Origin of the sequence: Sinomonas sp. G460-2 (genome assembly GCF_047759905.1) — a bacterium.
Taxonomy (GTDB): Bacteria; Actinomycetota; Actinomycetes; order Actinomycetales; family Micrococcaceae; genus Sinomonas.
This window is the reverse complement of record NZ_JBKZWT010000024.1, coordinates 1-26,924: the sequence shown is the minus strand read 5'-3', so window position 1 is coordinate 26,924 and position 26,924 is coordinate 1. Positions and strand designations below refer to the sequence as shown.

The following is a 26,924-nucleotide window of genomic DNA, read 5'->3' as shown; positions in this document are numbered from 1 at the left end:
CCCGCGCCACGTGCTGCGCGCGGGCCGCGAGGTCTCGTAGGAGCGCGCAAAGGGACCTGTCCAAGGGCGCGTCCAAGGAACCGCCCGGGGAGCGTTCTGGGGGAATAGATCGGCTTGATTGAAGCTTCAAGTAAATGTACGCTGAAGTCGACAGTCCAGCCCGAGGAGCATCATGACCACCCCCGCCAACCTCTCCGCGCCGTCCCACGACCTCCTGCCGGCCGAGCTCAGCATGGGCACGGTCATGCTCAAGGTCGGGGACATGAAGCTCATGCTCGACTACTACGAGCGCGCCCTGGGCCTCGTCCCGCTCACCGAGTCGTTCGGCGGGGTGTTCCTTGGCCGTAAAGGGCTCCCGGTCATCCACCTGAGCCCGGCGGCGGGCCTCCAGCTCCCCGGCCGCGGCGAGGCAGGCCTGTTCCACACCGCGATCCTCTTCGACAGCCGCGCCGACCTCGCGGCGACGGTCGCGACGGCCGCCCAGTACGATCCGCGCCTCTTCGCGGGCAGCGCCGACCACCTCGTCTCCGAGGCCTTCTACTTCACCGATCCCGAGGGCAACGGCGTCGAACTGTATTTCGACAAGCCGCGCGACACGTGGGCGTGGAACGGAACCCAAGTGGTCATGGACAGCCTCCCGCTCCCGCCCCAGGGCTTCCTCCAGGCGCACCTCACGGAGCTCGCCCTCGAGGGCCAACGTGAATCGACGGCCGGCGTGGGCCACGTCCACCTTCAGGTCGGCGACGTCGAGACGGCTCGCCGGTTCTACGTCGAGACGCTCGGCTTCGAGCAGACCGCGGGGTGGCACGGCCAGGCGCTGTTCGTCTCGGCCGGTCGATACCACCACCACATGGCCATGAACGTCTGGAACAGCCGTGGGGCGGGTCCGCGCAAGGACACGCTGGGCCTGGGCGAGGTGCTCATCAACGTGCCCGGCAACGAGGATCTCCTCGCGGCGGCGGACCGACTCAGGTCCGCCGGGGTTGCCACACAGCACACCGGGCTCGAACTGCGGTTCGACGATCCGTGGCGCAACAGCATCCGCATGGCGGTCGTGGCAGCCTGACTCCGCCTGCGCTACGCTCAACGTGTCCGCGGTCCCGCGGGCATGTAGTCCGTACGCCGCGGCCTTGTGCGGCCCGGCACTCGCCCTACCGAGGGGGATACCGTGTCAGGTCCCAACCCGTTCGCTGAAGTGTTCGTTTCGACCCACTCCCAGGCCCTCCAGCGAGCCGCGAGGCTCGATTCCGGTTCTGGCCACGAGGCCGATGGCGATGGCGTCCGCATCCCCGGAGTGTCCGACTACGAGATCGAGCAGCTCGGCACCCTCGTGGGTGCGGCCGTTCATGCGTCCGGCGCCGACTACGAGCTCACGATGGTCGACGTCTCGAGCGACACGCTCCTCGCCGTTCCACCGGCCATGATCCGTGCCCTCGCCGAATTGCTCGCGTACGAGTCCGACGAGGGCGAGGGTGACGCCGTCGAACGCGTCGCGGCCGCCTGGGTAGACCAGGAGGACCTGCCGTTCGACGCGCAGGAAGCGTACGGCTACGTCGAGCAGCTCGCGAAGCTCGCCGCGGACGTCGACGATTCCGACCACCAGGAACTCTTCGTGTGGGCGGGCTCCTGATCCGTCTCGGTGCGGCGAATCGCGCTTCGTGCCGGCGTCTGGCACAATAGTCGGGTACCCGATCCGCGTGGCCCCTCTCTCCGCGCGCGGTCGTGTTCCCTCTGAGCCCTACCGAGTACGGCCCGCCCCACGGGAGCGGAAAGTGTGGGTTCGACCGTGTGCAGAAACAGGAGTGACCACAACCGTGGCCGTTAAGATTCGTCTCAAGCGCTTTGGCAAGATGCGCGCGCCGTTCTACCGCATCGTCGTCGCCGACTCGCGCACCAAGCGCGATGGTCGTGCGATCGAGGAGATCGGCAAGTACCACCCCATCGAGGAGCCCTCGTTCATCGAGGTCAACTCCGAGCGTGCCCAGTACTGGCTGTCCGTCGGCGCCCAGCCGACCGAGCAGGTTCTTGCCCTGCTCAAGGTGACCGGCGACTGGCAGAAGTTCAAGGGCCTCCCGGGCCAGGAGGGTACGCTCCGGTACCCGAAGGGCAAGGAGCCGTTCGTGGCCCCCGAGAAGGATTCCGTGATCCTTCCCGAGGCCCCCAAGGCAGCGAAGGCCGAGTCCGCCGACGCGGCCGCGGCCGAGACCACCGAGGCTGAGTAGTTGCTGGCCGACGCACTCGAGCACCTCGTCCGAGGGATCGTGGACAATCCGGATGACGTGGCGGTTGAGGCGAAGAGCAGCCGCCGCGGCGACGTCCTCGAGGTCCGCGTCCACCAGGACGATCTGGGCCGAGTGATCGGCCGTCAGGGCCGGACCGCCCGCGCACTGCGCACCGTGGTCGCGGCCCTCGCCGACGGTGAGTCGGTGCGCGTCGACGTCGTCGACACGGACCGCCGCCGCTAGGCGCATAGCTTCAGGCACAGGCCTGCAGCCACGAGTATGAGGCTCCGGCCCCTCCGCCCGATTGGAAGGCTGAGGGGCCGGAGCCTTTTTTCATGACGAGGTGCTGGTCATGCCGAGCCAGCACAGACAGGCCCGCACAGACAGGCCCGCTCAGACCGGCCCGCTCAGACCGTCCAGCATCAGGAAGGGACACGCCATGAAGCTGCGCGTCGCACGCATCGGCAAGCCGCACGGAATCCGCGGCGAGGTGACCGTACAGGTCCTCACCGACGCGCCCGAGGAGCGTTTTGTGCGGGGCGCCGCGTTCGACGTCGACCCCGCCTCCCACGGCGCGCTCACCGTCCGCTCGGCCCGCTGGAACAAGGACATCCTCGTGCTCGGCTTCGAGGAGGTCCCCGACCGCAACCGCGCCGAGGAGCTCCGCGGGGCCACGCTCTCGATCGAGACCGAGGAGCTCGAGGAGTCGCATGACGAGGGCTGGTACGAGCACGAGCTCGTGGGGCTCGAGGCGCGCGTCGACGGCCGCGCTGTCGGCACCGTCTCCGCCCTCCAGGTCATGCCCGCGCAGGACCTGCTTGTCGTGGACACGCCCTCGGGCGAGGTGCTCGTGCCTTTCGTCGACGAGATCGTTCCCGAGGTCGACGTCGAGGGGGGCTACGTCGTCGTCGTGCCTCCGCCCGGACTCTTCGAGCTGAACACTGAGGCCGAGATCGCGGACGACGACGGCGCGGACAGCGCGAGCGCTGACGACGGCGGGAATGCCGCGCGCGGCGAGGAACTCTAGTGCGCATCGACGTCGTCAGCATTTTCCCGGAGTACCTCGCGCCGCTCAAGCTTTCCCTCCTGGGCCGCGCGCAGGAGGACGGGCTGCTGCAGCTCGACGTGCACGACCTCCGCGATTTCGCCTTCGACCGGCACCGCACGGTCGATGACACGCCTTACGGCGGCGGCGCGGGCATGGTCATGAAGCCCGAGCCGTGGGGCCTCGCGCTCGAGGCGGTGCTCTCCTCCCTCGAAGCTGCGGAGCGGAAGCCCACCCTCATCGTCCCCTCGCCCGCCGGCGAGGTGTTCACGCAGGCCCTCGCGTACGAGCTCGCCGAGGAGCCCACGCTCACGTTCGCGTGCGGGCGCTATGAGGGGATCGACGAGCGGGTCCTCGAGTGGGCCGGCGAGCGATTCCGCGTCCGCCCCGTGAGCCTCGGCGACTACGTGCTCAACGGGGGCGAGGTCGCCGTCATGGCGATGGTCGAGGCCATCGGGCGGCTCCTGCCTGGCGTTGTGGGCAACCCCGAATCGCTCGTCGAGGAGTCGCACTCCGATGGGTTGCTCGAGTATCCGGTGTACACGAAGCCCTCGTCGTGGCGCGGTCACGACGTGCCCGAGGTCCTCTTGAGCGGGAACCATGGGCTCATCGCGCGGTGGCGGCGCGAGCAGCAGCTGCGCCGCACGGCCGGCCGTCGCCCCGAGCTCCTCGTCGGGGTCGACGCGAGTGGGTTCGGCCGGGAGGAGCGCGCCGTGTTGGCTGAGCTGGGGTACGACGTCGTCGACGGTCGCCTCGAGCGGCACTGAACCGCGCGCCGTCGCCCGTTGTGCGGCGATCCGCGCGAGGGCGACGATTCGCGCGGCGGGGTTCGCGCGTGGCAGAATAGAGCGTTGCGCCCGCCGGGCCCGGACTCTGCCACAGGGGAGCCGGCCAACGGATGGGGCGTCCCGCCTGACGGATCATCGGCACGGCGGGCGAGAGTTCGGGCCGCCTAGGCCCGTGACTGAAGCGATTGACCTGTGGCATTCGCCAGGAGAAGCACTATGCACATTCTCGACTCGGTTGACGCCGCGTCCCTGCGTTCCGACATCCCGACGTTCGCGCCGGGCGACACCATCAAGGTGCACGTCAACATCATCGAAGGCAAGAACTCCCGCGTGCAGGTCTTCCAGGGCTTCGTCGTGGGCCGTCAGGGCCACGGCGTCCGCGAGACGTTCACGGTCCGCAAGGTCTCCTTCGGTGTGGGCGTCGAGCGCACGTTCCCTGTTCACTCCCCGATCATCGACAAGATCGAGGTCGTGACCAAGGGTGACGTTCGCCGCGCCAAGCTGTACTACATGCGTGAGCTCCGCGGCAAGGCCGCGAAGATCAAGGAGAAGCGCGACTACACCGCCTCCAAGTAAAGCCTCACGGCTTTCCGCCGCCAAAGCGTCGTGACCGTTCAGTCAGACTCCGAACGCGGCACCCGTACCGAGCGCCGGTCCAGACTTCTGGGCTGGCGCTCGGTTCTTCTCGCGGTGCTCGCTGCCCTTGTCGTGTGGGGCCTCATCCGCGCCTTCATCATCGACGTCTACTACATTCCGTCGGGCTCCATGGAGCCGCTGTTCCAGCCGGGGGATCGCATCGCGGTCTCGCGCACGGCGTTCGCGAGCCGGCCCGTGCAGCGGGGAGACGTCGTGGTGTTCGACGGGCGCGGCTCGTTCGCGCCGCTTGAGAGCGGGCGGGGCTGGGTTGGCGACGCCGCCCAGGGCGTCGGCGAATGGCTCGGCGTCGTGCCGAACGAGACCGTGTACGTCAAACGCGTGGTCGGCGTGGCCGGAGACCACGTCCAGTGCTGCACCGCGGACGGTCGGCTCACGGTCAACGGGACTCCGCTCGACGAGACCTATCTCTATCCGGGCGACGCGCCCAGCACCATGAAGTTCGACGTCGTGGTGCCCGCCGGGAGGCTCTGGCTGCTCGGCGACCATCGTTCGGACTCCGTCGACTCGCGGTCGCTGCTCGGAGCCCCGGGCGGCGGCCTCATCCGCACGGATCGGGTGATCGGCGAGCCGGTCTCGATCCTCTGGCCGCTTGATAGATTTGGAGCGGTGAACACCACGAAGGGACATCAGTGACGCGCGAGGCCGGAACCGGACCAGACGCCGCGGACGCGGCGGCACCCCACGAGGACGGAGAATCGGGCCATCAACCCAGGCCGCGTCGCGGCGGGATTCTTGCACTGCTCAGGGAGATCGCGCTCATCCTCGTGATCTCGATCGTGCTCTCGTTCGTCATCAAGACGTTCTTCTTCAAGGCGTTCTACATCCCGTCCGAGTCGATGGTCCCCACCCTCGAGGAGAACGACCGGATCTTCGTGAACCTCATGGTTCCGCGGAACTTCGCGCTCACGCGCGGCGACGTGATCGTGTTCAAGGACACGAAGGGCTGGCTGCCTCCCTCCACGGACTCGCAGCAGAACTGGTTCCAGGAGAGCCTCGAATTCATCGGCCTGCTCCCCGACACGTCCCAGCAGCACCTCATCAAGCGGCTCATTGGGCTTCCGGGGGACCATGTGGTCTGCTGCGACGCGCAGCAGCACATCACGGTGAACGGCGTGGCGCTCAACGAGCCCTATGTGAACCCGGCAGAGGTGCCGCGCCCCGTGCCGTTCGACGTGACGGTGCCCGCTGGCAAGGTGTGGGTCATGGGCGACAATAGGAATCACTCATCGGATTCCCGCTTCCACAACGCCTCGCAGGCCGGAAACGGCTTCATCGATAAGAGCGACATCGAGGGCCAGGCCACCGTCATCGCGTGGCCCCTCAACCGACTCGGCACCCTCGGCAACTATCCGAACACCTTTGCCACCGTCCCCTCGCCCAAGTAACGTGACCGCCCTCCAGCCCATCGCCACCGAACGGCAGCCCGCCGCACGGCGAGCTGCCGCACCCGCGCCGACGCTGCGGTACGTGCGCCGTCTCGCGGGCGAGTACGGGCCGCTCGTGGCGGGCTGCGACGAGGTGGGCCGCGGGGCCCTCGCCGGGCCGGTGAGCGTCGGCGTCGTCGTCATCGACGTGCGGACCGTTCGGACCCGGACGGTGCTGCGCGACAGCAAGCTCCTCGCCCCGGAGAGGCGGATCGAGCTCGTCCCACTCGTGCGGTCGTGGGGCGTCGCGAGCGCCGTCGGGCACGCGGCCGCCGAGGAGATCGACGAGTTTGGGCTCATGGAGGCGCTGCGGCTCGCGGGGACCCGAGCGCTCGGCGAGATCGCCGCGGCAGGGATTGTGCCCGACGTCGTCCATCTCGACGGGAACTACGACTGGCTCGGGCGCGGCGGGCAGAGCGCCCTCTTCGGGGACGTCGCAGCACCGCCAACCGTGCCCGTGCACACCATGATCAAGGCGGACCTCAAGTGCCAGGCGGTCGCCGCGGCGAGTATCCTCGCGAAGGTCGAGCGCGATGGCATCATGATGCGGCTCGGGGAGGACGATCCCCGGTTCGGGTGGGCCATCAACAAGGGCTATGCGACGCCGGACCACCGTGCCGCCCTGGCGGCGTACGGCCCGACCGTGTGGCACCGCCGCAGTTGGAACCTCGAAGGGTTCGCAGGAGAGCCCGTCGAGGGTGGAGGAAGATAGGACTATGAGCGCAGAAGACCTCGAGAACTATGAGACCGACATGGAGCTGCAGCTCTATCGCGAATACCGGGATGTCGTCTCGCTGTTCAGCTATGTCGTCGAGACCGAGCGCCGCTTCTACCTCGCGAACCACGTGGACCTCCAGGCCCGCTCGGCGGACGGCGAGGTGTACTTCGACCTGACCCTCCAGGACGCGTGGGTGTGGGACGTCTACCGCAGCGCCCGCTTCGTCAAGAGCGTGCGGGTCATCACGTTCAAGGACGTCAATGTCGAAGAGCTTCCGAAGGTCGAGGACCTCGCGCTCCCGAAGGACGCGCTCGGCAACTAGGCGGTCCTGCGGGCGGCCGGTCAGGCCGCCGGCGAACTCAGCGGCCCGGTCGTCGACCCGGCGTCCGCACGGCGCTTCCCGTTCAGCGAGGTGACGCCGTCGTCGGAGCCTCGGTGCTTTCCCGCGCCTTCGGCGACGGGGCGCCGATTGGCCCCGCTGCTGAGCGCCCACCCCATGACGGCCATGCCCACGATGAATCCGTAGATGACGCCGCGCTCGTAGAGTCCCGTGAAGTCGCCGAGGACCTCGGGGCGGCCTGCCATCGCCGCCACGTTCTTGATCAGAAACAAGGTTCCCCCGACCGCGGCGACTGCTGCCAATCCGAGGAGGATCCAAGCCACAACGGGGCGCGGCCCGAGCCACAGGATGCCGAGCAGCGAGAGCGTGACGACGGCGCAGACCAGGAACACCGCCGTGCTGATCATATGGGCCCACGGCCTGCCGTCCGCGGCGTAGAAGTCCTCAGGGAACACGCCGACCCCCACGACTGCGAGCCCCGCGACGGCCATGAAGAATCGCGTCGCGGTCGTGAGGTGGTGAGCCCGCGTGAGCTCGCCGCCCTCGTGCTCGCCGCCGAGGTGGCGGATGAGACGCTTCGTCGCGGGAAGATCGGCCTGGCCCGCGGCCCGCGAGAGGCGAACCTCCTTCTCGTGCTCCGCGAAGTGGCCGCCCACGCGCAGAACGGTCGAGGTGATGAGCAGGGCGGCGACGGCCACGCCTACGCCGATGAGGATGAAGGAGAGATCTGCGGCGACGAAGGCCGAGCGACACGTCGTCTGGCCGTCCACCGAATGGCATCCGCGCGCGCCGAGGTCGCTCACGACGTTCCGCCAGTATGCGTAGTCGCTCCACGACAGGAAGACGATCCATTCGACGGCGAAGTACTGCAGCAGGCTCTTCGCCGCCCACGAGCCGATCAGGTGCCGGCTGTCTGCAGGGCTGGGATGTCGGCCCTTCGACCAGCTGTCCAGCTGGTCTGCCGCCCAGGTAATGACGCTCATGGCGACGATTAACGCGCTTCGATGGATAAACCTCAAGGTCCTTGGAACAGATGACCGAAAGCGTGCGAATTGCGGGTGCGCACTGTCGATTCGATGACTTCCCCGTCACGGCCCCGCGTGGCCTCGGGGCGTTGAATCGGCTCGTCTGGCGGGCGCGTATGGTCCTCCACAGAACTCTTTCGGGCGCATGGTCCACATAGGCGCCGCACGGCCGGATCCGTCTGCGGTTCCGGGGCAGGCTGGACGCATGAGGGCGAAAGACAGGCTCGGGCAGCGCGGAGAGCGGCTCGCCGAGGACTATCTCAAGGCCGGCGGGGTGGTCATCCTCGACCGGAACTGGCGGTGCAAGGACGGGGAGCTTGACCTCGTGGCGCTCGACGGCGGCGTGCTGGTCGCGGTCGAGGTCAAGACGCGGTCGTCGTGGGCGTACGGGCACCCCTTCGAGGCGGTCGACGCCATCAAGCTGGGTCGCGTGGCGAGGCTCGCCTCAGCGTGGGCCCGCGAGCATCCCGTGGCGCACGTCGCGCGGCGCGTCGACGTCATCGCCGTGACGGGAGCCGGGCTCGAGATGCCCGTCCTCGAGCACCTTCGGGGCGTCGCGTGACTTCCGTGGGCCGCGCGCTCGGGATCGGCCTCGTGGGGCTCAACGGCTACGTGGTCGAGGTCGAGGCGGATATCGGGCAGACGCTGCCGGCGTTCGTCCTGCTGGGTCTGCCGGACTCGGCGCTCAACGAGGCGAAGGAGCGGGTTCGGTCGGCTGCGCAGAACTCGGGGCTCCCGCTCAGCCGCCGGAAGATCACCGTGAATCTCATCCCAGCGTCCCTGCCGAAGCGGGGCACGGCGTTCGATTTGGCGATCGCCATTGCCGCGCTTGCGGCCGCGGGGGACATCAGGCCTCCGGCCGAGGCGGTCTTCATCGCCGAGCTCGGCCTCGACGGCCGCCTGCGCCCCATCCAGGGTATCCTGCCGGCGGTCATGGCGGCGGTGCGGGCGGGCTATCCCGAGGTGATCGTCGCGGCGGAGAACGCACCCGAGGCACGGCTCGTGCCCGGGGCCCGGGTCCATGGCTACGAATCGCTCGGCAGCCTGGTCCTGGATTTCGGCGCGGATCCGATCAACGTGGTTCTGCCCGAGCGGGAGACGAGGCCGAGTGGCCAGGCCGATCACAGCGTCGAGGCGGAACCACGCAGCGGGAGCCTCGACCTGCGAGACGTCGCGGGCCAGCACGAAGCCCGGGCGGCCCTCGAGGTTGCCGCGGCGGGCGGGCACCATCTGCTCATGATGGGGCCGCCTGGCGCTGGTAAGACGATGCTCGCAGAGCGGCTGCCAGGGATCCTCCCAGAACTCGACGACGAGGCCGCGATGGAGGTCACGGCTATCCACTCGCTCTCGAGCCATCCGAGCGCCACGCGCGAGCTCGTGCGCCGGCCCCCGTTCGAGAACCCGCACCACACGGCAACGAGGGCGTCGATTGTTGGGGGAGGGCAGGGATTTCCCCGCCCCGGGGCGGCCTCTCGCGCGCACCGCGGAGTGCTGTTCCTCGACGAGGCGCCGGAGTTCGAATCGCGTGCCCTCGAGTCGCTACGCCAGCCCCTCGAAAGCGGCGTGGTCAGGATCGATCGGGCGGCGGGTGAGGCCACGTACCCGGCGCGCTTCCAACTCGTCCTCGCGGCGAACCCGTGTCCGTGCGGTCAGTCCACGGGCAAGGGACTCAACTGCACATGCACGCCACAGGTGCGCCGACGGTACAAGGCCAAGCTCTCGGGCCCGCTGCTCGATCGGGTGGACATCCAGCTCGCGGTGCGGCGCGTCTCGATGGTCGACCTGAGCGTGGGGGCACCGGCGGAGTCATCGGCGGACGTCGCCGCGCGGGTCCGCAAGGCGAGGGACCGGCAGGCCGAGCGGCTCCGGCCGTACGGATTCGGAACGAACGCCGACGCGCCGGGCCGCTTGCTTCGCGGCGCTCTTCGGCTCGCGCAAACCACGACCCGTCCGCTCGAGAAGGCGATGGTGGCCCAGACGCTCACCGCGCGAGGCTTCGACAGGGTGTTGAGGATTGCGTGGACCATCGCGGACCTCGCGGAGGTAGACCGTCCCGGGGACGACGAGATCGGGCAGGCCCTCCTTCTTCGCACGGCGGAGACGGCGGCATGACCGGGGGAGTCCAGATTCGGGGAGGCGGGCTCGGCGCCCCGCGCGAGCGAGACGCCCTCGCTCCGGCGCGGATGGCCAGGGCCGCGCTCACGCGTCTCATGGAGCCTGGCGACGCCACAGGGGCTGCTCTCGTGGCCGTCCTCGGTCCCTCGGACGCCTTGGCCATCGCCACGGCACGCGTGGGTCCTGACCCGCGGCTCGACGCCGCGGTCGGGAGCCTGGTCCTCGGCGGAGGGGGCAAGTCGTGGGAGGGGCTCGCGAGCGCTCAGGAGCGTTGGAAGGCGCGAGTGCCGGATCTCGCGCCACAGCGGGACCTCGAGACCATCGCCCGCTTTGGTGGCAGGCTACTCATTCCCGAGGATCCGGAGTGGCCCGAAGGCTTCGCCGATCTCGGGGCCCAGGCGCCGATCGCGCTCTGGGCCCGTGGGGAGGAGGATCTTCCGGAGGTGCGCCGCTGCGCGGCCGTCGTGGGGTCTCGCGATGCAACCCCTTACGGGCTCAGCGTCGCCGGCGAGATCTCCAAGGGCCTCGTGGACCGCGGGGTGACAGTGATCAGTGGAGGAGCGTATGGCATCGACGCGCAGGCTCACCGCGCGGCTCTTGTCTCGGAGGCCTTCGCGTTGCCGACTGTCGCGGTCATGGCCGGAGGTCTCGACCGCTACTATCCGGCCGGCAACGAAGAGCTCCTGCGCACGATTGCGCGGCAGGGGCTGCTCGTCTCCGAGCTTCCGCCCGGTGGGGCGCCGACGCGGCACCGGTTCCTGCGCCGGAATCGGCTTATCGCTGCCCTCGCAGGCGCGACTGTGGTGGTCGAGGCAAACTATCGCTCCGGCGCGCTGAGCACCGCCAACCACGCGGCGGACCTCGCCCGCCCGGTCGCGGCCGTCCCCGGGTCGGTGTACTCCGCGAGCTCGGCGGGCTGCCATCGCCTCCTTCGAGAGGCAGGGGCGGTCTGCGTGACGGACGTCGAGGAGGTCTACGAGCTCCTCGCGCCCATCGGTGCGGGTCTCGCCTCGGAAAAGTCGGGCAAGCGGGCCGTCCACGACGGGCTGTCGGTTGAGGACGTTCTCCTGCTCGACGCACTTCCCCTGAAACAGGGAACGACGATCGAGCGGCTCGCCAATGTCGCCGGGCTCAAGCCCGCGCAGGTTCGCGCCGGGCTCGGCAGGCTCCAGCTCCTGGGCCTGTGCGCCGACTCGGGCGCGGGCTGGCGCCGCACGGGGCGGTGAGCACGGCGGCGGGCGCCCAGTCTCCTCGGAACGGCCGAGCCCCGACGGGCTCTCCCGGTCTCGTTCGTGTTACGAGAAGGGTGTCGGCTTGTCCCGCCGGAGGCGGGCGGCCACAGTGGCTTTGTGCACGATCACCATCCTCTCGCCCGCGGGCTGCGCGAACCCCTCGAGGGTTTCCTGCGGTACCTCGCGCTCGGACGGGGCAGATCCGAGCACACCGTCCGCGCCTACGAGGGCGATCTCGTGTCGATGCTTAGCTCCGCCCAACAGGACGGCGCACGCGAGCTCGGCGACGTCGGGCTCGCAAGCCTCCGGCGGTGGCTCGGCAGGCAGAGCGAGGAAGGCCTGTCGCGGGCCACCCTTGCCCGCCGTTCCGCGGCCGTCCGGTCTTTCACGTCATGGGCCGTGCGCGAAGGCCTGCTCGAGATGGATCCGGCGCTGCGGCTCGCGTCTCCCAAGCGTCACGGAGGCCTTCCCGAAGTGCTCCACGCCGAGCAGGCCCGCCGCCTGCTCTCGGCCCTCGCCTCCGCAGCCGAGGGCGGGGATCCGGTCGCCGTCCGTGATTGGGCACTCCTCGAGCTGCTGTATGCAACCGGGATCCGCGTCTCGGAGCTCGTGGGCCTCGACCTCGACGACGTCGACCTCTCGGCCCGCACGCTGCGAGTCCTCGGGAAGGGCAACAAGGAGCGCACGGTGCCGTTCGGCGTGCCGGCCGCGAACGCCGTCGTCCGCTGGAGCGGGGCGCGCGGTGCGCTCCTCACGGCCGAGAGCGGGGCCGCGCTCTTCCTCGGCAGGCGCGGCGGGAGGCTCGGCCAGCGTCAGGCCCGGGAGACGGTCGACGCCGCGCTTCGAGCCCTCGGAGACACCGCGGCGAGCGGGCCGCACGCCCTACGGCATACGGCGGCGACCCACCTGCTGGACGGTGGAGCGGACCTGCGATCTGTTCAGGAGCTGCTCGGCCACTCGAGCCTCGCGACGACCCAGCTCTACACCCACGTCTCGGTCGAGAGGCTCCGGGCGAGCTACGTCCAGGCCCATCCGCGAGCCTGAAGGCCGGGGGCTGGACCGGACGACACGCCGCAAGACACGCCGCGTGTCGCGGGCTGGTGCTGGCGGAATCGCCAACCGTCCGGCAGAATGACCGTGGCGGCCGTGTGCGATGCTTTCGCATTCTGGCCAAGAAAAACTGAATTGCCACAGGATCACACGCTCCATGTGCTGACGGTCGTAGGGGAAGACGTACCGACAGTGATGGAGGATGGAATGTCTGCAGTGATGACACGTGGTCTGCTGTTCGTGCACTCGTCACCGAGTGCGCTGTGCCCGCACGTTGAGTGGGCTATTGGCTCCGTCGTCGAGAAGAGGACAGATCTCGAGTGGACGGCTCAGCCAGCTGCGCCCGGAATGTTCCGGGCCGAGCTCTCGTGGGTCGGCGCGCCCGGCACGGGGGCTCAATTGGCGTCCTCCCTGCGCGGATGGGCCCACCTTCGTTACGAGGTCACGGAGGAGCCGAGCCCCGGCGTCGACGGGGCGCGGTGGTCGCACACCCCCGAGCTCGGGATCTTCCACGCGACGACCGACGTCCACGGAAACATCATGGTGACCGAGGATCGCATCCGGTACGCCTACGAATCGGGCGCCGGCGACCCGGCCGTCGTGTTCCACGAGCTCTCCCTGGCCCTCGGTGAGGCGTGGGACGAGGAGCTCGAGCCGTTCCGGCACGCCGCCGAGGGCGCTCCCGTGCGCTGGCTGCACCAGGTCGGCTAGGCAAGCCCGCGCCGGGCGCTGACCCGGCGCCGAGACTATCCCCATCGCGCAACGGCCGTGGGTCCTGCCAGTTCGGCGGGCCCCACGGCCGTTTGTCGTGCCGCAGTCGTCAAGCAGCAGCGCCCGAACCGTGCGCGGTCAGTGGTTGCGGACCACGATGACCGCGTTGTGGCCGCCGAAGCCGAACGAGTTGCTCAGCGCAACGATGTCGCCCTGCGGCAGCTCGCGCGCAGTCGTCACGACGTTGAGCGGGATCTCCGGATCCTGGTGGTCGAGGTTGATGGTCGCCGGGGCCTTGCGGTCGTAGACCGCGAGAACCGTCAGGACCGCCTCGACGGCGCCAGAGGCCCCGAGCAAGTGGCCCATCTGGGACTTCGTTGCGGAAACGGCAACGTTGTCGATGTGTGTGCCGAGGGCGGCCCGGAGAGCCGTGTACTCGGGCTTGTCGCCCACCGGGGTGGACGTTGCGTGGGCGTTGATGTGAACAATGTCCTCGGGCTGGACGCGGGCGTCGAACATCGCTGCCTTGAGCGCGCGCGTTGCTCCGAGTCCCTCCGGGTCCGGCGCGGTGATGTGGTAGGCGTCGGCCGTCACCGACGTGCCCGCGAGCTCGGCGTAGATCCGGGCGCCGCGAGCCCGCGCGTGCTCCTCGGCCTCGAGCACGAGCGCTCCCGCGCCCTCGCCCATCACAAAGCCGTCGCGATCGATGTCGTACGGGCGCGAGGCATGCTCGGGATCGTCATTGCGCTTCGAGAGCGCCTGCATCGACGCGAACGCCGCGAGCGGCATGGGATGGATGGCCGCCTCGGCGCCGCCCACCATGACCACGTCGGCCTTGCCGGCCCGGATGAGCTCTTGGCCCACGGCCATGGCCTCCGTGCCGGACGCACACGCCGAGACGGGAGTGTGGGCGCCGGCGCGCGCCCCGAGGTCGAGGCTCACGGCCGCGGCCACGCCGTTCGGCATGAGCATCGGCACGGTCATGGGGAGGACCCGTCGGGGCCCCTTGTCCTTGAGCGTGTCCCAGGCGCTGAGCAGCGTCCACACGCCGCCGATCCCCGTCGCGAAGGCCACGGCGAGGCGATCGTGATCGATTTCCTCGATCCCAGAGTCCTTCCACGCCTCGCGCGCCGCGATGACGCCGTACTGCGTGGATGGGTCCATGCGCTTCATCTCGACGCGCCCGAGGACGTCTTCCGCAGGCACCGCGAGCCTGGCCGCGATCTTCACGGGGAGGTCGTATTCCTCGACCCAGTCGTCGGTTAGCCGGACGACGCCGGAGACTCCCTTGAGCGCGTTCTGCCACAGCGTCGGGACGTCGCCGCCCACAGGGGTCGTGGCGCCGAGGCCGGTGATGACAACTTTGCGGGCCATGATTCCCTCTTTCGACGAGTCTTCGAGCCGTGACGGCCGTCAGGATGGAGCAGACGGCCGGCACCTGAGGGGTACCGGCCGTCGGGGAGGAAAGGTCAGGCCTGAGCCTTGGAGATGAAGTCCACGGCGTCGCCGACGGTCGAGAGGTTCTTGACCTCCTCGTCGGGGATGCGCACGCCGAACTTCTCCTCGGCGTTCACGACGATGGTCATCATCGAGATCGAGTCGATGTCGAGGTCATCGGTGAAGGACTTCTCCAGCTGGACGGCCTCGGGGGCCAGACCGGTCTCCTCGTTGATGATCTCGGCCAGGCCGGCGAGGATCTCTTCATTGCTAGCCATGTCGGCTCCTTTTCTGGTTCGCCGGCTCGCGCCGGCGGGCTGGGCAAGCCGCTTGTGCGGCTTGGTTTCTCACGCGCCGGGCGTTTCCGTCCGGCGCGCTGGGGGACTACGGGAGGGTGACTACCTGAGCGCCGAACACGAGCCCGGCGCCGAAGCCGATCTGGAGCGAGAGCTTGCCGCTCAGTTCGGGATTCTCCTGAAGAAGCCGGTGGGTGGCAAGCGGGATCGACGCCGCCGACGTGTTGCCGGCGTCCGCAATGTCGCGGCCGACGACGACGCTCTCCGGCAGCTTGAGCTGCTTGACCATCTCGTCGATGATACGCATGTTCGCCTGATGCGGCACGAACGCCGCGAGGTCCTCCGGCTTGACTCCAGCGGCGTCGAGAGCGCGCTTCGCGACCTTGGCCATCTCCCAGACGGCCCACCGGAAAACCGACTGGCCGTCCTGACGGAGCGTCGGCCAGATCTTCGCCTCGGTGCCGAGCACGGCCGCAGCGTTCCCTGCGCCGTCGCGCTCGGCCTCGTCGGAGAGATCGCGCACGTCGAGCAGCGAGTGCGTCATCCCGATCGTGTTCCACTTGCTGCCGTCCGAGCCCCAGATGGAGGGCCCGATGCCCGGCGTCTCGGACGGGCCGATGACGACCGCGCCCGCGCCGTCGCCGAGCAGGAACGAGATGCTCCGCTCGCTGTTGTCGATGAAGTCGCTCAGCTTCTCCGCGCCGACCACGAGCACGTACTCGGCGGCCCCGGAGCGGACGAGCGAGTCCGCTTGGGCGATCCCGTAGCAGTAGCCGGCGCATGCAGCGGAGATGTCGTATGCGGGGGCTGGCGTCGCGCCAATACGGTCGCACAGGAGGGCGGCGGCCGAGGGGGTCGCATAGGGATGCGTGACCGTGGAGACGATCACGGCCCCGAGCTGGGATCCCTCGATCCCGGCCCGCTCGAGGGCCTCGCGCGCGGCGGCCTCCGCCATGTCGATGAGCTCGACCTCGGCCGGGGCGCGGTGGCGGGTCACGATGCCGGTGCGCTGCCGGATCCACTCATCCGAGGAGTCGATCCACTGGCACACGTCGTCGTTCGTCACGATCACGGACGGGCGATACACGCCGAGTCCGATGATGCGCGAGTGCTCGCGGGTCTGGGTCTGGCGCAGCGTGGGGACGCTCATACCGTCTCATCTTCCGTTGAAGGGTTTTGCTCGGCATCTGCGGCAAACAGCTCGAGCGCCGCAGAGAGATCCGCCGGGGTCTTGACCGCGACGGCCTTGACGCCCGGGAGCGCGCGCTTCGCGAGTCCCGTGAGCGTACCGGCCGGGGCAAGCTCGATGAGCCCGGTCACGCCGAGGCTCTTCATGGTCTCCATGCACTGGTCCCAGCGGACCGGGCGCGAGACCTGCGCGACGAGGCTCTCGATCGCGGCGGGGCCCGAGACGACCTCGCGGCCGTCGAAGTTGGAGAGGAGCGGCACGGCCGGATCGGTCACGCCGAGGCTGGGCCGCAGCTCCTCGAGCGCCGCGACCGCGGGGGCCATGTGCCGGGTGTGGAACGCGCCGGCGACCTTGAGCGGAATGACGCGCGCCTTCGCGGGCGGGTTCTCGGCGAGGTTCGCGAGCTGCTCGAGCGTCCCGGCCGCGACGACCTGGCCGCCTCCGTTGACGTTGGCGGGCGAGGCGCCGCTCGCGTCGATCGCCTTGAGGACCTCGTCCGGGTCGCCGCCCACGACCGCGCTCATGCCGGTCGGAGTCACGGCGGCGGCCTTGGCCATCTCGCGGGCGCGGACGCCCACGAACTTCATGGCGTCCGCCTCGCTCAGGACTCCCGCGAGGGCCGAGGCCGTGATCTCGCCGACAGAATGGCCGGCGAGCACGACCGGGAGCTTCGAGAGCTCGACGTCGAAGAGGGTGCGGGCGGCCACGAGGCCGGCGGCAACGATGAGGGGCTGCGCGACAGCCGTGTCCTTGATGGTCTCTTCCGTCGAGGTCGTCCCGTGCGCCACGAGGTCGAGCCCGACCACCTCGCCGAGCGAGCCGAGGTGCTCGACGGCGGAGGGCAGCTCGAGCCACGGCGACAAGAAGCCCGGCGTCTGGGAGCCCTGTCCAGGGCAGACAATTGCTAGCACGATTCCAGCTTTCCAAAGGGTGGACAGTTCCAGCGGTGCCCGCGTGTACCAAGCTCCAGAACGCGGATTGTAGGAAGTCTACAACGAGGGTCCGTGCCCCGCCGGGTGTTTCAGGCCCCCTGGCGGGCCGGTCTCTCCCGCCCAGGAGGGTGCGCGGCGAGGCGTCCCACCACGAGCGCCGTCTGCAGGACGAACGCCTCGCGGGGCAGGAGTGGGTCCCATCCGGTGACGTCGCACACGCGCCGCAGCCGGTAGCGGACCGTGTTCGCGTGCACGAAGAGCTCGCGCGCGGTCGCCTCGAGCGAGTGCCCGAGCTCGAGGTACGCGCTCAGCGTCTCGACGAGCCCGTTCGAGGCCGCGAGGAGCGGGCGGTAGATCTTCTGGACGAGCGCACGGCGCGCCGCGTCGTCGCCCGCGACAACCCGCTCGGGGAGGAGATCGTCCGCAGCCACGGGTCGCGGTGCGTTGGGCCACGCGCGGGCCGCGGAGAGCCCGGCGAACGCCGCCTGCGCGGACGCGCTGATTTCGGGGATGCTCTCGGCCTGCGGGCCGAACACGACCGGGCCGGGCGCGAAGATCTCGCTCAGCCGCGCGTAGGCGGTCTCATCCTCGGCAACCCCGCCGAGGATGAGGATGAGGCGATCGCCCTGGATGCCCACGAGCGCGTCCTGCGCGTAGCGCCCCGCCATGCGCCGCACCTCGCCCACGTAGCTCGGGCTCGGCTCGAGCGGCGAGCCGCCGACCATGACGAGGAAGCGCTCCTGCGCCTTCCAGCCGAGCGCTGCGATGCGGGAACGCAGGGCGTCCGTGTTCTCCCCGCGCAGGATCGCGTCGACAATGAGCGCCTCAAGCCGCGTGTCCCATGAGCCGCGCGTTTCGGCGGCCCGCGCGTAGACGTCCGCCGCCGCGAACGCGACCTCGCGAGAGTAGCGGAGCACGGCCTCGCGGAGCGCCGGCTGGTCCTCCTCCGACGCGAGGTTCGGCACCTGGTCCTCGACGACCTCGACCACGATGCGGATGAGCTGGAGCGCCTTCTGGAGGCTGATCGAGCGGGTGAGCTCGGTGGGCGCGTTCCCGAAGACGTCGGAGAGGACCCACGACGGGAGCGTCGGCCGCTCGTACCACGTGACGAACGCGGCGATGCCGTTCTGCGCCACGAGGCCGAGGGCCGAGCGCTCGTCCGCGCTCAGGCGGCCGTACCAGGGGAGCGCGCGCTCGAGCTCCCGCGTGGTGGTCGTTGACAGCTGGCCGACGCTGCTGCGCAGCTTCTTGAGCGTCTCGGCCTTCGCCGGGGCGGCCTTGAGCCGGCCCCGCCGAGTGCCTCCGGACGCGTGCGTCTGCTGGGACATGTGAAGAGCATAGGCTGCGCGCCGTCGTCGCCCGAATTTGTGCGAAGGCTACAAGCGGACGACGACGGCGCCGCACCCTGGGGGACGTACGACGACGGCGGCGCACCCGTGTTGGGGAGCGCCGCCGTCGTTCGCGGTGCGGTCGGGGACGGAAGGCTAGCTGTCGCCGCCCGCGTTGCCCGTGGTGCCAGCGTTGACATCGCGCAGCCGGTAACGCTCGAACGCCTGGCGCGGCGCATCGGAATCGACCTCGCCGCGGCGCGCGAGCATCTGGAGCGCGCGGACCACCACGGAGTGGCTGTCGATGTGGAAGTACCGTCGAGCGGCGGCGCGGGTGTCCGCGAAGCCGAAGTCGTCCGCGCCGAGCGTCGCGAACTCGTTCGGGAGGAACTGGCGGATCTGGTCAGGCACGGCCTTCATGTAGTCCGTGACGGCGACGATCGGCCCGGTCGCGCCCGCGAGCTGCTGCGCGACGAACGGCACGCGCGGCTCTTGGCCCGGGTTGAGGAATGCCTCGGCCTCGGCGGCGAGGCCGTCGCGGCGGAGTTCGGTCCACGACGTGACGCTCCAGACGTCCGCGGAGACGCCCCACTCCTGGGCGAGGATCCGCTGCGCCTCGATGGCCCACGGGACCGACACGCCCGAGGCGAGGAGCTGGGTCCGCGGGCCGTCGATCTTGGCCGGCGAGAGCAGGTAGATGCCCTTGAGCAGGCCCTTGACGTCGAGCTCCTCCGGCTCGGCCGGCTGGACGATCGGCTCGTTGTAGACGGTGAGGTAGTACATGACGTTGGGATCCGGGTGGTTCCCGCCGTACATGCGCTCGATGCCGGCCTTCACGATGTGACCGATCTCGTATCCGTAGGCGGGGTCGTAGGTCACGACGGCCGGGTTCGTCGACGCGAGGAGCGGCGAGTGGCCGTCCGCGTGCTGGGTGCCTTCGCCGGTGAGCGTCGTGCGGCCCGCGGTCGCGCCGATGATGAAGCCGCGCGCCATCTGATCCGCAGCCGCCCAGATCCCGTCGCCCGTGCGCTGGAAGCCGAACATCGAGTAGAAGACGTAGACCGGGACGAGCGTCTCGTCGTGCGTCGCGTAGGCGGTTCCTGCCCCCGTGAACGCGGCGATCGAGCCGGCTTCGTTGATGCCGGCGTGCAGGATCTGGCCCTCAGGCGCCTCCTTGTACGCGAGCACGAGGTCGCGGTCCACCGAGAGGTAGTTCTGGCCCTTCGGGTTGTAGATCTTCGCGGTCGGGAAGAACGCGTCCATGCCGAACGTGCGCGCCTCGTCCGGGACGATCGGCACGATGCGCTTGCCGAAGTCCTTGTCCCGCATGAGGTCCTTGAGCAGGCGGACGAACGCCATGGTGGTCGCGGCCTGCTGCTTGCCCGAGCCGCGCTTGGCCACCTCGAACGACTTCTCCGATGGCAGCGCGATGGCGCGGTGCGGGTCGCGGCGCTCCGGGAGGAAGCCGCCCAGTGCCTTGCGGCGCTGCATCAGGTACTCGATCTCGGGGGCGTCGGCGCCGGGGTGGTAGTACGGCGGCTGGTAGGGATCGGCCTCGAGCTGCTCGTCAGAGATCGGGATCCGCAGGTGGTCGCGGAAGTCCTTGAGGTCCTGGAGCGTCATCTTCTTCATCTGGTGGGTCGCGTTGCGGCCCTCGAAGTGCGGGCCCAGGCCGTAGCCCTTGACCGTCATGGCGAGGATGACCGTGGGCTTGCCACGGAACTCCGTCGCGGCCTTGTACGCGGCGTAGACCTTCCAGTAGTCGTGGCCGCCGCGCTTGAGGTTCCAGATCTGCTCGTCGGAGTAGTCCGCCACGAGCTCCTTGGTCTCCGGCGTCTTGCCGAAGAAGTGCTCGCGGACGAACCCGCCGGACTCCGCCTTGTAGGTCTGGTAGTCGCCGTCCAGCGTCTCGTTCATGACCTTCACGAGCTGGCCGTTGTCGTCCTTCTTGAGCAGGGCGTCCCACTCGCGGCCCCAGATGACCTTGATGACGTTCCAGCCCGCGCCGCGGAAGAACGCCTCGAGCTCCTGGATGATCTTGCCGTTGCCGCGCACGGGCCCGTCGAGGCGCTGGAGGTTGCAGTTGACCACGAACGTGAGGTTGTCGAGGTTGTCGTTCGCGGCGAGCTGCAGGAGGCCGCGGCTCTCGGGCTCGTCCATCTCGCCGTCGCCGAGGAAGGCCCACACGTGCTGGTCGGACGTGTCCTTGAGACCGCGGTTGTGGAGGTAACGGTTCGTCTGCGCCTGGTAGATCGCGTTCATCGGACCGATGCCCATGGACACGGTCGGGAACTCCCAGAACTCCGGCATCATGCGCGGGTGCGGGTAGGAGGAGAGCGCGTGGCCCTCCTGCGACTTCTCCTGGCGGAAGCCGTCGAGGTCCTGCTCGGACAGGCGGCCCTCCATGAATGCGCGCGAATACATCCCGGGGGAGGCGTGGCCCTGGAAGAAGACCTGGTCGCCGCCGCCGGGGTGGTCCTTGCCGCGGAAGAAGTGGTTGAAGCCCACCTCGTAGAGCGTCGCGGCGCCCGCGTAGGTAGAGATGTGGCCGCCCACGCCGATACCGGGGCGCTGCGCGCGGTGCACCATGATCGCGGCGTTCCAGCGCATGTAGGCGCGGTAGCGGCGCTCGTATTCTTCATTGCCCGGGTACTCGGGCTCCTGGTCCGCGGGGATCGTGTTCACGAAGTCCGTCGTCGTGACCATGGGAACGCCCACACTCCGCGATCCCGCTCGCTGGAGGAGGCTGCGCATGATGTATTGCGCGCGCTCGGTGCCCTGCTGTTCGATCAGGGCGTCGAGAGACTCGATCCACTCGGCGGTCTCTTCAGGGTCGCGGTCCGGCAGCTGGTTCGTCAGGCCGCTGAGGATGTGCGAGGTTTCCTCTCCTACAGACACGTCCAAAACCTCTCTTCGAGCCCGTAGGACCGCCAGCTGGTGGCTGCCGGACGCCGGGCAGTATCGTTGCTGGGCCTCAAGTTCAGGCCCATTTTCGTGTAAGCGCCCCTCATCAGGCAGCCGGGTTCCCCAGCCGGAGCAGCGGCGCGCTCCCTGTCACTCTAGCGGCGCGGGCCGGGCGCGCGCAGCGCGTGCGCTTGATGCTACGCGCCAAACGGTGTTGGCTTATAGATACATTCCCCGCGGCACAAGGCGAGCGGGGTCTGCTAGAGGAGGAGAACGTGGGCGAGACCGACACCGCCGCGGAAAGCAATGTGGCGGAGCGATTGGGTTTCAAGGGGGGAGACCTGATCCAGGAGTTCGGCTACGACGAGGACGTCGACTTCGGCCTCAGGGAGGCCATCGAGGACCGGGTGGGCTCCGAGCTCCTTGACGAGGAAGAGCACGACGTCGTCGATGCGGTCGTCGTGTGGTGGCGCGACGGCGACGGCGACCTCGTGGACATGCTCGTCGACGCCCAGACCACCCTCGAGGACCGCGGTGTCGTCTGGCTCCTGACCCCCAAGCAGGGGCGGGACGGCTATGTGCCCCCGAGCGAGGTCCAGGAAGCGGCTCCGACAGCGGGCCTCCATTCGACGTCCACAGCCGGCGTCTCGAAGGATTGGCACGCCACGCGCCTGGCGCGCAAGAAGTGACCGACGCTTTTCCAGCTCACCCTCCCCATCTCGGCGACGAGGCCCCCGACTTCGAGCTCCCGAATCAATTCGGTGAGCCCGTTCGGCTCTCCGCGTTGCGCGGCAGGCCCGTGGTCGTCGTGTTCTATCCCTTCGCGTTCTCCGGGATCTGCACAAGCGAGCTCTCGGAGATCCGTGACCGCTGGGACGTGTTCTCTCGCGCCGGCGCCGAGGTCGTCGCCGTCTCGGTGGACAGCAAGTTCACCCTCCGGGCCTTCGCGGAAGCCGAGGGGTACGCCTTCTCGCTCGTGGCGGACTTCTGGCCCCACGGCGAGGTCGCGCGGCGCTATGGGGTTTTCGACGACGCGAGCGGGATGGCCCTGCGCGGCACCTTCATCCTCGACTCGGCGGGCATCGTCCGCTACAGCGTGGTCAATCCGCGCGGCCAGGCCCGCGATCTCGGCTCGTACGCCGAAGCTCTCACCCGACTCTCGTCAACGGAGGCCCAGTAGCGGCGCCTGGCGCGGGCCGGCTTCGGGTAGAGTGGAATTTCGCCGGCGCGGCCGGCATGGGTCTTTAGCTCAGCTGGTAGAGCGCCACGCTTACACCGTGGATGTCATCGGTTCGATCCCGGTAGGACCCACCATTGTTCGATCGGCGCCCTCTGGGCCGGCCTCTGGCGCTCCGCCGTCGCGATCACGGCATGGAAAGAGCCTCCCGCCGCAGCCATTGGGGGGTTGCCGCGGTGGGAGGCTCTGCTTTCGAATCCTAGGTGAACTGCGGGTAACGAACAAATCCGATGATTGCCCGGACGGCTCCTGAGAACGCCGTGTTAGCTCCTCACGCGACCACTTGCTCAGTATCATGATCTGTGTTCAGTATTTTGGACGATGCGCGGGCGTCCGCCCGCACAGGTTAGGAGCACCGTGGCACCGAGCAGGTCAGCAGTCATTCCCGAGCTGGAGCGCGGCGCGCGCGAGGAGGCAACGTCGTCGTCCTCGCCGGCGCCAGCGGTGACGCGCGCGGCCGCCGTCCTTGACGTGCTGTCCAGCGCGCCCAGCGGGCGCGCGACGCTGAGCGATCTGGCCCGCGAGCTGGGTATCCCGAAGTCGTCGACGTCGAACATCCTCCAGGCGCTCGAGGACGCGGGCCTCGTGGCCCGCGAGGGCAGCGACTTCTCGCTGGGGCGCAAGCTCGTGGAGCTCGGTGCGTCCTACCTGAGCCGACGCGACGAGATCCGCGAGTTCTATCAGTTCTGTGCCCAGGCGCCCGCGCTTTCGCGGGAGACGGTGCGGATCGCGCTCCTCGACGGGGACCACGTGATCTACCTGGCCCGCTACGAGGGGCACCCGGCCGTTCGGCTCACGTCGACGATCGGCGACAAGATGCCGGCGTCGCTCTGTGCCGTCGGCAAGGCGCTTGTCGGCCGGCTCCACGAGCATGACTGGGAGGACATGTACCCCGACGATGCCGAGCTCCCCGTCCTCACGCCGCACTCGATCCGCACGGGCAAGGCGTTCAAGGAGGAACTGCACCGCATCAAGGACCAGGGGTACGCGTTCGAGGACGAGGAATCGACGCTCGGGGTCGTGTGCCTCGCGGTGCCCGTCCCGACGCATGGCGCGCATGGGCCGAATCTGGGCGTGAGTGTGACGGCGCTCAAGGCGACGTTCACCGAGGAGCACAAGGCGGCCATGGTCGGCGAGCTCCAGCAGCTCGCGCGGGCGCTCGGCAACCCCATGGGGTAATCGCAGCCCTGAGGGTGGTCAGCAGAGTGAACTGAATCCACTCCACTGGACAACTGTTCAGAACTCTGTACGCTATTCAGTACAGTGATCGGTGTCACGCCGACCTGATGATGATGCGTCCCCGCCGAGCCCTGCGCCGGCGAGTCCAAAGGAGTACAGATGCACACCAGCCACCCTGGCAGCGCGCTTCCCGTGGCGAGCCCGCGGCCCGACGAGGTCGCCGTCGATCCGGCCCAGCTTCGCGGCGCGACGCTCGCGAGCTCGATCGGATCCGCCCTCGAGTACTACGACTTCTACATCTTCGGCCTCGCGACTGCCCTCGTCTTCGGGCCGCTCTTCTTCGCCCCGTTCGGCAACGCGAGCATGATCGTGGGGCTCGCAACGTTCGGCGTGGCTTACGTGGCCCGCCCGCTGGGCGGCTTCATCTTCGGCTACATCGGCGACCGCTGGGGCCGCAAGATGGTCCTGCTGGGCACGATCCTCCTCATGGGCTCGGCGAGCTTCCTCATCGGCCTTCTGCCCACCTACAGCCAGGTCGGCGCCGCCGCGCCCGTCCTCCTGATCGCCCTCCGCATCCTTCAGGGGCTCGGCGCCGGGGCTGAGCAGGCCGGCGCGACGACCCTCATCTCGGAGGTGGCCCCCGCGAAGCGGCGCGGCTATTTCGCGGCCCTCCCGTTCGTCGGCATCCAGCTCGGCACGCTCCTCGGCGCCGGCACGTTCGCGCTGCTCGGCCTCGTGGACCCCAAGCTCGTCCAGGACTGGCTGTGGCGAGTTCCGTTCCTCTGCTCGTTCATCCTCATCGCGACCGCGGTCGTCATCCGGCTCCGCCTCAAGGAGACCCCGGTCTTCCAGGAGCTCGAGAAGCACAACGAGGTCGTCAAGAACCCCATCGTTGCGGTCGTTCGCTCGTCGTGGCGCACGGTGCTCAAGGGCATCGGCATCCGCATGGCGGAGAACGGCAACTCGTCGATCTACTCGGTGGTCGTCGTCTCGTTCCTCGGCACGGTTGCCGCCTTCAAGACTGACAAGGCGATCGGGCCGGCCTCGCTCCTCGTTGCGGCCGGGGTCGCTGCGGTCGCCGTCGTGGCCTTCGGCGCGCTCTCGGACCGAGTCGGGCGCGTCAAGGTGTACCGCTACGGGGCGCTCTTCCAGGCGATCATTGCCTTCCCGGCGTTCTTCCTCGTCACGCTCGGGCAGCCGTGGCTCGTGTTTGTCGTGATCGCGATCGGCACGGGCATCGGCGTCCAGGCGTGCCTCGGGCCGCAGTGCTCGCTCATGCCGGAGATGTTCGGCGCGACGCGCCGCTTCACCGGCGTCGCCCTGAGCCGCGAGATCTCCGCGATGGTCGCGTCGGGCCTCGTTCCGGTGCTCATCGGCGTTCTCCTGAGCGTGACCAACAACTCGTGGGTGGTGCTGGCAGGCTTCTCGCTGCTCCTCGCACTCATCACGTTTGCCACGACGTTCACCATCCGCGAGACGAAGGGCCGCGACCTCACAGCTCTCGAGGACGGGGCGTAGGCGCCGAGCCCCGAGCAAGCCGAACACAGAGCAAGTCGAGCCCAGGGGAAGTTGGGCACAGAGCAAAGTGAGGCCCCGCCGCGTGAATCGCGGCGGGGCCTCGCTTGGCCGCGGTGCGGATCAGTAGAAGTGCACCGGGTCCACGGTGTGGGGGAGAGCCGCCCCGTCGAGGAAGCTGCGCAGATTGCTTGCAAACCGCTCCGCGATGAGTCGGTTCTCGGCGGCGCTCAGCGCCGACGTGTGCGGCGAGACGAGGACACGGGGGTGCGCCCACAGTGGCGAATCCGCCGGGAGCGGCTCGACGGCGAAGACGTCGAGGCACGCGTAGCCCACGGTGCCGGCCTCGAGCGCCTCGAGCAGAGCAGCCTCGTCGACCACGGTGCCGCGGCCCACATTGACCAGGATCGTGCCGGGACGCATCGCGGCGAAGACCTCCCGGCCGATGAGCCCGTCGGTGTACGCCGTGCCCGGGAGCGTGTTCACGAGTGCGTCGGCGTGAGACACGAGCTCGGGGAGCCGGCCCGCGGTCGCGACCTCGTCGATTCCCTCGATCGGCTCGGCGTTCCGCTTCGTGCCGCTCACCGTCAGGCCGAGCGCCCGCGCGAGCCGGGCCGTCTCAAGCCCGATCTCGCCGAGCCCGGCGATCACCACGTGGGAGCCCGCGGCGAGGCGGGTCGGGATGCGGAGCTCGGGCCAATGCTTGGCCTGCTGGTCCGCGGCGAGCTCGGCCGTGCGCTTGAGCCCGTTGAGGATGCCCATGACGGCGAATTCGGCAAGCGGGAGGGCGTGCACGCCCGCGGAGGTCGTAACGGTCACGCGCTCGAGCTCGGCGCGGGAGACTCCGCTCGCCTTGACGGCCGCACCTGCCCCCGCAGCCATCGCGTGAACCCAGCGCAGCCGCGGGTTTTCGGCGACGACCCGCGCGAAGCCGGCGGCGGACTCGTTCGGGAACCCGTATAGCACGTCCGCCGAGTTGACGAGCTTCCAGTAGCGTTCCTCCCCCTCGGGGCCGCGCACGAACGCGGGATCGCCCACGTGGTCGGCGGGAAAGCGCTCGGGCGGGAGGAGGTCCGGCTCGTACAGGACGGTGACGGCGGGATCGACAGCGCGGATCGCTTCGACGAGCTCCGCTTCGAGGGGGACGGCGATGGCCACCGTGAGGGGCTCGCCGGCGCGTGACGCGGCGGGTGAGGGCGATTCTGGACTCATGTGTCCAGTCTACTGAAATGCGGCTAATATACTGAACAAAATGTCAGAGAGGAGTGCCACCATGACACGCGACAACGGCGCTGCGGGAACCGTGGGCTTCGTCGGACTCGGCCTCATGGGCGGCCCCATGGCCAACAACCTCCTTGCGGCGGGATGGCGTGTGCGCGGCTGGAACCGTTCGCCCGCAGCCTACGGGCCGTTCGAGGCGGCCGGGGGAGAGCGGATCGGGTCCGTCGCGGAGCTCGCCAACGTCGGGACCATCGTCTTCATGCTCCCCGACCTGCCGATGATCGAGGAGGCCGCGGCCCCGCTGCTCTCGGCGTGGGCGGCGAGTCCGCCCGCCGAGCGAACGCGCGTCGTCGTCATGA

Annotated in this window: 29 protein-coding genes and 1 tRNA gene; 22 read left to right on the top strand and 8 right to left on the bottom strand. The window is 69.3% G+C overall.

The window, feature by feature from the left end:
- Positions 1–172: 172 nt before the first annotated feature.
- The 11 genes from ACLN58_RS04765 to ACLN58_RS04715 all read left to right on the top strand — a co-directional run bounded on the left by ACLN58_RS04765 (position 173) and on the right by ACLN58_RS04715 (position 7,176).
- On the top strand, positions 173–1,066 hold the full coding sequence (locus ACLN58_RS04765; RefSeq protein ID WP_415854131.1) for a VOC family protein: 894 nt from the start codon (positions 173–175) through the stop codon (positions 1,064–1,066).
- A gap of 102 nt (positions 1,067–1,168) precedes the next feature.
- Entirely contained in the window at positions 1,169–1,630 is a 462-nt protein-coding gene (locus ACLN58_RS04760; protein WP_415854130.1) for a hypothetical protein, read from the top strand.
- Between the two features lie 184 nt (positions 1,631–1,814).
- On the top strand, positions 1,815–2,222 hold the full coding sequence (gene rpsP / locus ACLN58_RS04755; RefSeq protein WP_415854129.1) for a 30S ribosomal protein S16: 408 nt from the start codon (positions 1,815–1,817) through the stop codon (positions 2,220–2,222).
- The gene (locus ACLN58_RS04750; protein WP_415854128.1) at positions 2,223–2,465 is read left to right on the top strand and encodes an RNA-binding protein; all 243 of its coding nucleotides are present in this window, start codon (positions 2,223–2,225) and stop codon (positions 2,463–2,465) included.
- 196 nt (positions 2,466–2,661) lie between these two features.
- Positions 2,662–3,249, top strand: a complete 588-nt coding sequence (gene rimM, locus ACLN58_RS04745; RefSeq protein ID WP_415854127.1) for a ribosome maturation factor RimM — start codon at positions 2,662–2,664, stop codon at positions 3,247–3,249.
- Positions 3,249–4,034, top strand: coding sequence for a tRNA (guanosine(37)-N1)-methyltransferase TrmD (gene trmD / locus ACLN58_RS04740; protein WP_415854126.1), 786 nt, complete (start codon positions 3,249–3,251; stop codon positions 4,032–4,034). The genes rimM and trmD overlap by 1 nt, the downstream gene beginning before the upstream one ends.
- Positions 4,035–4,271: 237 nt before the next feature.
- Positions 4,272–4,631, top strand: a complete 360-nt coding sequence (gene rplS, locus ACLN58_RS04735) for a 50S ribosomal protein L19 (protein ID WP_415854125.1) — start codon at positions 4,272–4,274, stop codon at positions 4,629–4,631.
- 30 nt (positions 4,632–4,661) lie between these two features.
- Positions 4,662–5,345, top strand: a complete 684-nt coding sequence (lepB, locus tag ACLN58_RS04730; RefSeq protein WP_415854124.1) for a signal peptidase I — start codon at positions 4,662–4,664, stop codon at positions 5,343–5,345.
- Complete coding sequence (gene lepB, locus ACLN58_RS04725) at positions 5,342–6,097, top strand: signal peptidase I (RefSeq protein ID WP_415854123.1); 756 nt, start codon at positions 5,342–5,344, stop codon at positions 6,095–6,097. Before lepB (ACLN58_RS04730) ends, lepB (ACLN58_RS04725) begins: the two co-directional genes overlap by 4 nt.
- Position 6,098: 1 nt before the next feature.
- Positions 6,099–6,848 carry a ribonuclease HII gene (locus ACLN58_RS04720; protein ID WP_415854122.1) on the top strand — a complete coding sequence of 250 codons (750 nt, stop codon included), beginning with the start codon at positions 6,099–6,101 and terminating at the stop codon, positions 6,846–6,848.
- Between the two features lie 4 nt (positions 6,849–6,852).
- A complete protein-coding gene (locus ACLN58_RS04715; RefSeq protein WP_415854121.1) occupies positions 6,853–7,176 on the top strand; it encodes a DUF2469 domain-containing protein in 324 nt (107 codons plus the stop codon).
- 20 nt (positions 7,177–7,196) lie between these two features.
- Here ACLN58_RS04715 and ACLN58_RS04710 read toward each other — a convergent pair whose 3' ends face one another.
- Positions 7,197–8,177 (bottom strand): DUF998 domain-containing protein, encoded by a 981-nt coding sequence (locus ACLN58_RS04710; RefSeq protein WP_415854120.1) that lies wholly within the window; start codon positions 8,175–8,177, stop codon positions 7,197–7,199.
- Between the two features lie 247 nt (positions 8,178–8,424).
- Between ACLN58_RS04710 and ACLN58_RS04705 the strand changes: the two genes are divergently transcribed.
- The 5 genes from ACLN58_RS04705 to ACLN58_RS04685 all read left to right on the top strand — a co-directional run bounded on the left by ACLN58_RS04705 (position 8,425) and on the right by ACLN58_RS04685 (position 13,327).
- Positions 8,425–8,781 carry a YraN family protein gene (locus tag ACLN58_RS04705; RefSeq protein WP_415854119.1) on the top strand — a complete coding sequence of 119 codons (357 nt, stop codon included), beginning with the start codon at positions 8,425–8,427 and terminating at the stop codon, positions 8,779–8,781.
- Entirely contained in the window at positions 8,778–10,331 is a 1,554-nt protein-coding gene (locus ACLN58_RS04700) for a YifB family Mg chelatase-like AAA ATPase (protein ID WP_415854118.1), read from the top strand. The genes ACLN58_RS04705 and ACLN58_RS04700 overlap by 4 nt, the downstream gene beginning before the upstream one ends.
- Positions 10,332–10,402: 71 nt before the next feature.
- Positions 10,403–11,560 carry a DNA-processing protein DprA gene (dprA, locus tag ACLN58_RS04695; protein WP_415854133.1) on the top strand — a complete coding sequence of 386 codons (1,158 nt, stop codon included), beginning with the start codon at positions 10,403–10,405 and terminating at the stop codon, positions 11,558–11,560.
- 123 nt (positions 11,561–11,683) lie between these two features.
- Entirely contained in the window at positions 11,684–12,610 is a 927-nt protein-coding gene (locus ACLN58_RS04690; RefSeq protein WP_415854117.1) for a tyrosine recombinase XerC, read from the top strand.
- 213 nt (positions 12,611–12,823) lie between these two features.
- Positions 12,824–13,327 (top strand): DUF3145 domain-containing protein, encoded by a 504-nt coding sequence (locus tag ACLN58_RS04685; RefSeq protein ID WP_415854116.1) that lies wholly within the window; start codon positions 12,824–12,826, stop codon positions 13,325–13,327.
- Positions 13,328–13,465: 138 nt separating this feature from the next.
- Here ACLN58_RS04685 and fabF read toward each other — a convergent pair whose 3' ends face one another.
- From fabF to aceE, 6 genes are all read right to left on the bottom strand, one after another.
- Positions 13,466–14,701, bottom strand: a complete 1,236-nt coding sequence (gene fabF / locus ACLN58_RS04680) for a beta-ketoacyl-ACP synthase II (protein ID WP_415854115.1) — start codon at positions 14,699–14,701, stop codon at positions 13,466–13,468.
- A gap of 95 nt (positions 14,702–14,796) precedes the next feature.
- Complete coding sequence (locus ACLN58_RS04675; protein WP_136611337.1) at positions 14,797–15,042, bottom strand: acyl carrier protein; 246 nt, start codon at positions 15,040–15,042, stop codon at positions 14,797–14,799.
- A 106-nt stretch (positions 15,043–15,148) separates the two neighbouring features.
- The gene (locus ACLN58_RS04670; protein ID WP_415854114.1) at positions 15,149–16,210 is read right to left on the bottom strand and encodes a beta-ketoacyl-ACP synthase III; all 1,062 of its coding nucleotides are present in this window, start codon (positions 16,208–16,210) and stop codon (positions 15,149–15,151) included.
- Positions 16,207–17,160 (bottom strand): ACP S-malonyltransferase, encoded by a 954-nt coding sequence (locus ACLN58_RS04665; RefSeq protein WP_415854113.1) that lies wholly within the window; start codon positions 17,158–17,160, stop codon positions 16,207–16,209. The genes ACLN58_RS04670 and ACLN58_RS04665 overlap by 4 nt, the downstream gene beginning before the upstream one ends.
- 110 nt (positions 17,161–17,270) lie before the next feature.
- Positions 17,271–18,509, bottom strand: coding sequence for a PucR family transcriptional regulator (locus ACLN58_RS04660; protein ID WP_415854112.1), 1,239 nt, complete (start codon positions 18,507–18,509; stop codon positions 17,271–17,273).
- A gap of 156 nt (positions 18,510–18,665) precedes the next feature.
- Complete coding sequence (aceE, locus tag ACLN58_RS04655) at positions 18,666–21,407, bottom strand: pyruvate dehydrogenase (acetyl-transferring), homodimeric type (protein ID WP_415854111.1); 2,742 nt, start codon at positions 21,405–21,407, stop codon at positions 18,666–18,668.
- A 281-nt stretch (positions 21,408–21,688) separates the two neighbouring features.
- Here aceE and ACLN58_RS04650 point away from each other — a divergent pair, with 281 nt between their 5' ends.
- The 5 genes from ACLN58_RS04650 (at position 21,689) to ACLN58_RS04630 (ending at position 25,347) form a co-directional block, all read left to right on the top strand.
- Positions 21,689–22,102: a DUF3052 domain-containing protein gene (locus tag ACLN58_RS04650; protein WP_415854110.1), complete on the top strand. Its 414-nt coding sequence runs from the start codon at positions 21,689–21,691 to the stop codon at positions 22,100–22,102.
- Positions 22,099–22,593, top strand: coding sequence for a peroxiredoxin (locus tag ACLN58_RS04645; protein ID WP_415854109.1), 495 nt, complete (start codon positions 22,099–22,101; stop codon positions 22,591–22,593). Before ACLN58_RS04650 ends, ACLN58_RS04645 begins: the two co-directional genes overlap by 4 nt.
- Positions 22,594–22,651: 58 nt before the next feature.
- Positions 22,652–22,727: transfer RNA gene (locus tag ACLN58_RS04640), tRNA-Val, on the top strand.
- A gap of 304 nt (positions 22,728–23,031) precedes the next feature.
- Positions 23,032–23,829 (top strand): IclR family transcriptional regulator, encoded by a 798-nt coding sequence (locus ACLN58_RS04635; protein WP_415854132.1) that lies wholly within the window; start codon positions 23,032–23,034, stop codon positions 23,827–23,829.
- Positions 23,830–23,988: 159 nt separating this feature from the next.
- Positions 23,989–25,347 carry an MFS transporter gene (locus tag ACLN58_RS04630; RefSeq protein WP_415854108.1) on the top strand — a complete coding sequence of 453 codons (1,359 nt, stop codon included), beginning with the start codon at positions 23,989–23,991 and terminating at the stop codon, positions 25,345–25,347.
- A 120-nt stretch (positions 25,348–25,467) separates the two neighbouring features.
- On the opposite strand, the gene ACLN58_RS04625 is transcribed toward ACLN58_RS04630, so the two are convergent.
- Positions 25,468–26,556 carry a D-2-hydroxyacid dehydrogenase gene (locus ACLN58_RS04625; RefSeq protein WP_415854107.1) on the bottom strand — a complete coding sequence of 363 codons (1,089 nt, stop codon included), beginning with the start codon at positions 26,554–26,556 and terminating at the stop codon, positions 25,468–25,470.
- A gap of 61 nt (positions 26,557–26,617) precedes the next feature.
- On the opposite strand from ACLN58_RS04625, the gene ACLN58_RS04620 reads away from it, so the two are divergent.
- On the top strand, positions 26,618–26,924 hold a 307-nt coding region (locus tag ACLN58_RS04620; protein WP_415854106.1), incomplete at its 3' end, for an NAD(P)-binding domain-containing protein.

What these genes read in the sequence shown, in the direction of transcription:
- ACLN58_RS04765 (WP_415854131.1), top strand. Translation starts at nt 173, where the DNA reads ATGACCACCCCCGCCAACCTCTCCGCGCCGTCCCACGACCTCCTGCCG.
- ACLN58_RS04715 (WP_415854121.1), top strand. Translation starts at nt 6,853, where the DNA reads ATGAGCGCAGAAGACCTCGAGAACTATGAGACCGACATGGAGCTGCAG.
- ACLN58_RS04685 (WP_415854116.1), top strand. Translation starts at nt 12,824, where the DNA reads ATGTCTGCAGTGATGACACGTGGTCTGCTGTTCGTGCACTCGTCACCG.
- ACLN58_RS04675 (WP_136611337.1), bottom strand. Translation starts at nt 15,042, where the DNA reads ATGGCTAGCAATGAAGAGATCCTCGCCGGCCTGGCCGAGATCATCAAC.
- ACLN58_RS04670 (WP_415854114.1), bottom strand. Translation starts at nt 16,210, where the DNA reads ATGAGCGTCCCCACGCTGCGCCAGACCCAGACCCGCGAGCACTCGCGC.
- ACLN58_RS04625 (WP_415854107.1), bottom strand. Translation starts at nt 26,556, where the DNA reads ATGAGTCCAGAATCGCCCTCACCCGCCGCGTCACGCGCCGGCGAGCCC.
- dprA (WP_415854133.1), top strand. Translation starts at nt 10,403, where the DNA reads ATGGCCAGGGCCGCGCTCACGCGTCTCATGGAGCCTGGCGACGCCACA.
- ACLN58_RS04710 (WP_415854120.1), bottom strand. Translation starts at nt 8,177, where the DNA reads ATGAGCGTCATTACCTGGGCGGCAGACCAGCTGGACAGCTGGTCGAAG.
- ACLN58_RS04705 (WP_415854119.1), top strand. Translation starts at nt 8,425, where the DNA reads ATGAGGGCGAAAGACAGGCTCGGGCAGCGCGGAGAGCGGCTCGCCGAG.
- rplS (WP_415854125.1), top strand. Translation starts at nt 4,272, where the DNA reads ATGCACATTCTCGACTCGGTTGACGCCGCGTCCCTGCGTTCCGACATC.
- rimM (WP_415854127.1), top strand. Translation starts at nt 2,662, where the DNA reads ATGAAGCTGCGCGTCGCACGCATCGGCAAGCCGCACGGAATCCGCGGC.
- ACLN58_RS04660 (WP_415854112.1), bottom strand. Translation starts at nt 18,509, where the DNA reads ATGTCCCAGCAGACGCACGCGTCCGGAGGCACTCGGCGGGGCCGGCTC.
- ACLN58_RS04630 (WP_415854108.1), top strand. Translation starts at nt 23,989, where the DNA reads ATGCACACCAGCCACCCTGGCAGCGCGCTTCCCGTGGCGAGCCCGCGG.
- fabF (WP_415854115.1), bottom strand. Translation starts at nt 14,701, where the DNA reads ATGGCCCGCAAAGTTGTCATCACCGGCCTCGGCGCCACGACCCCTGTG.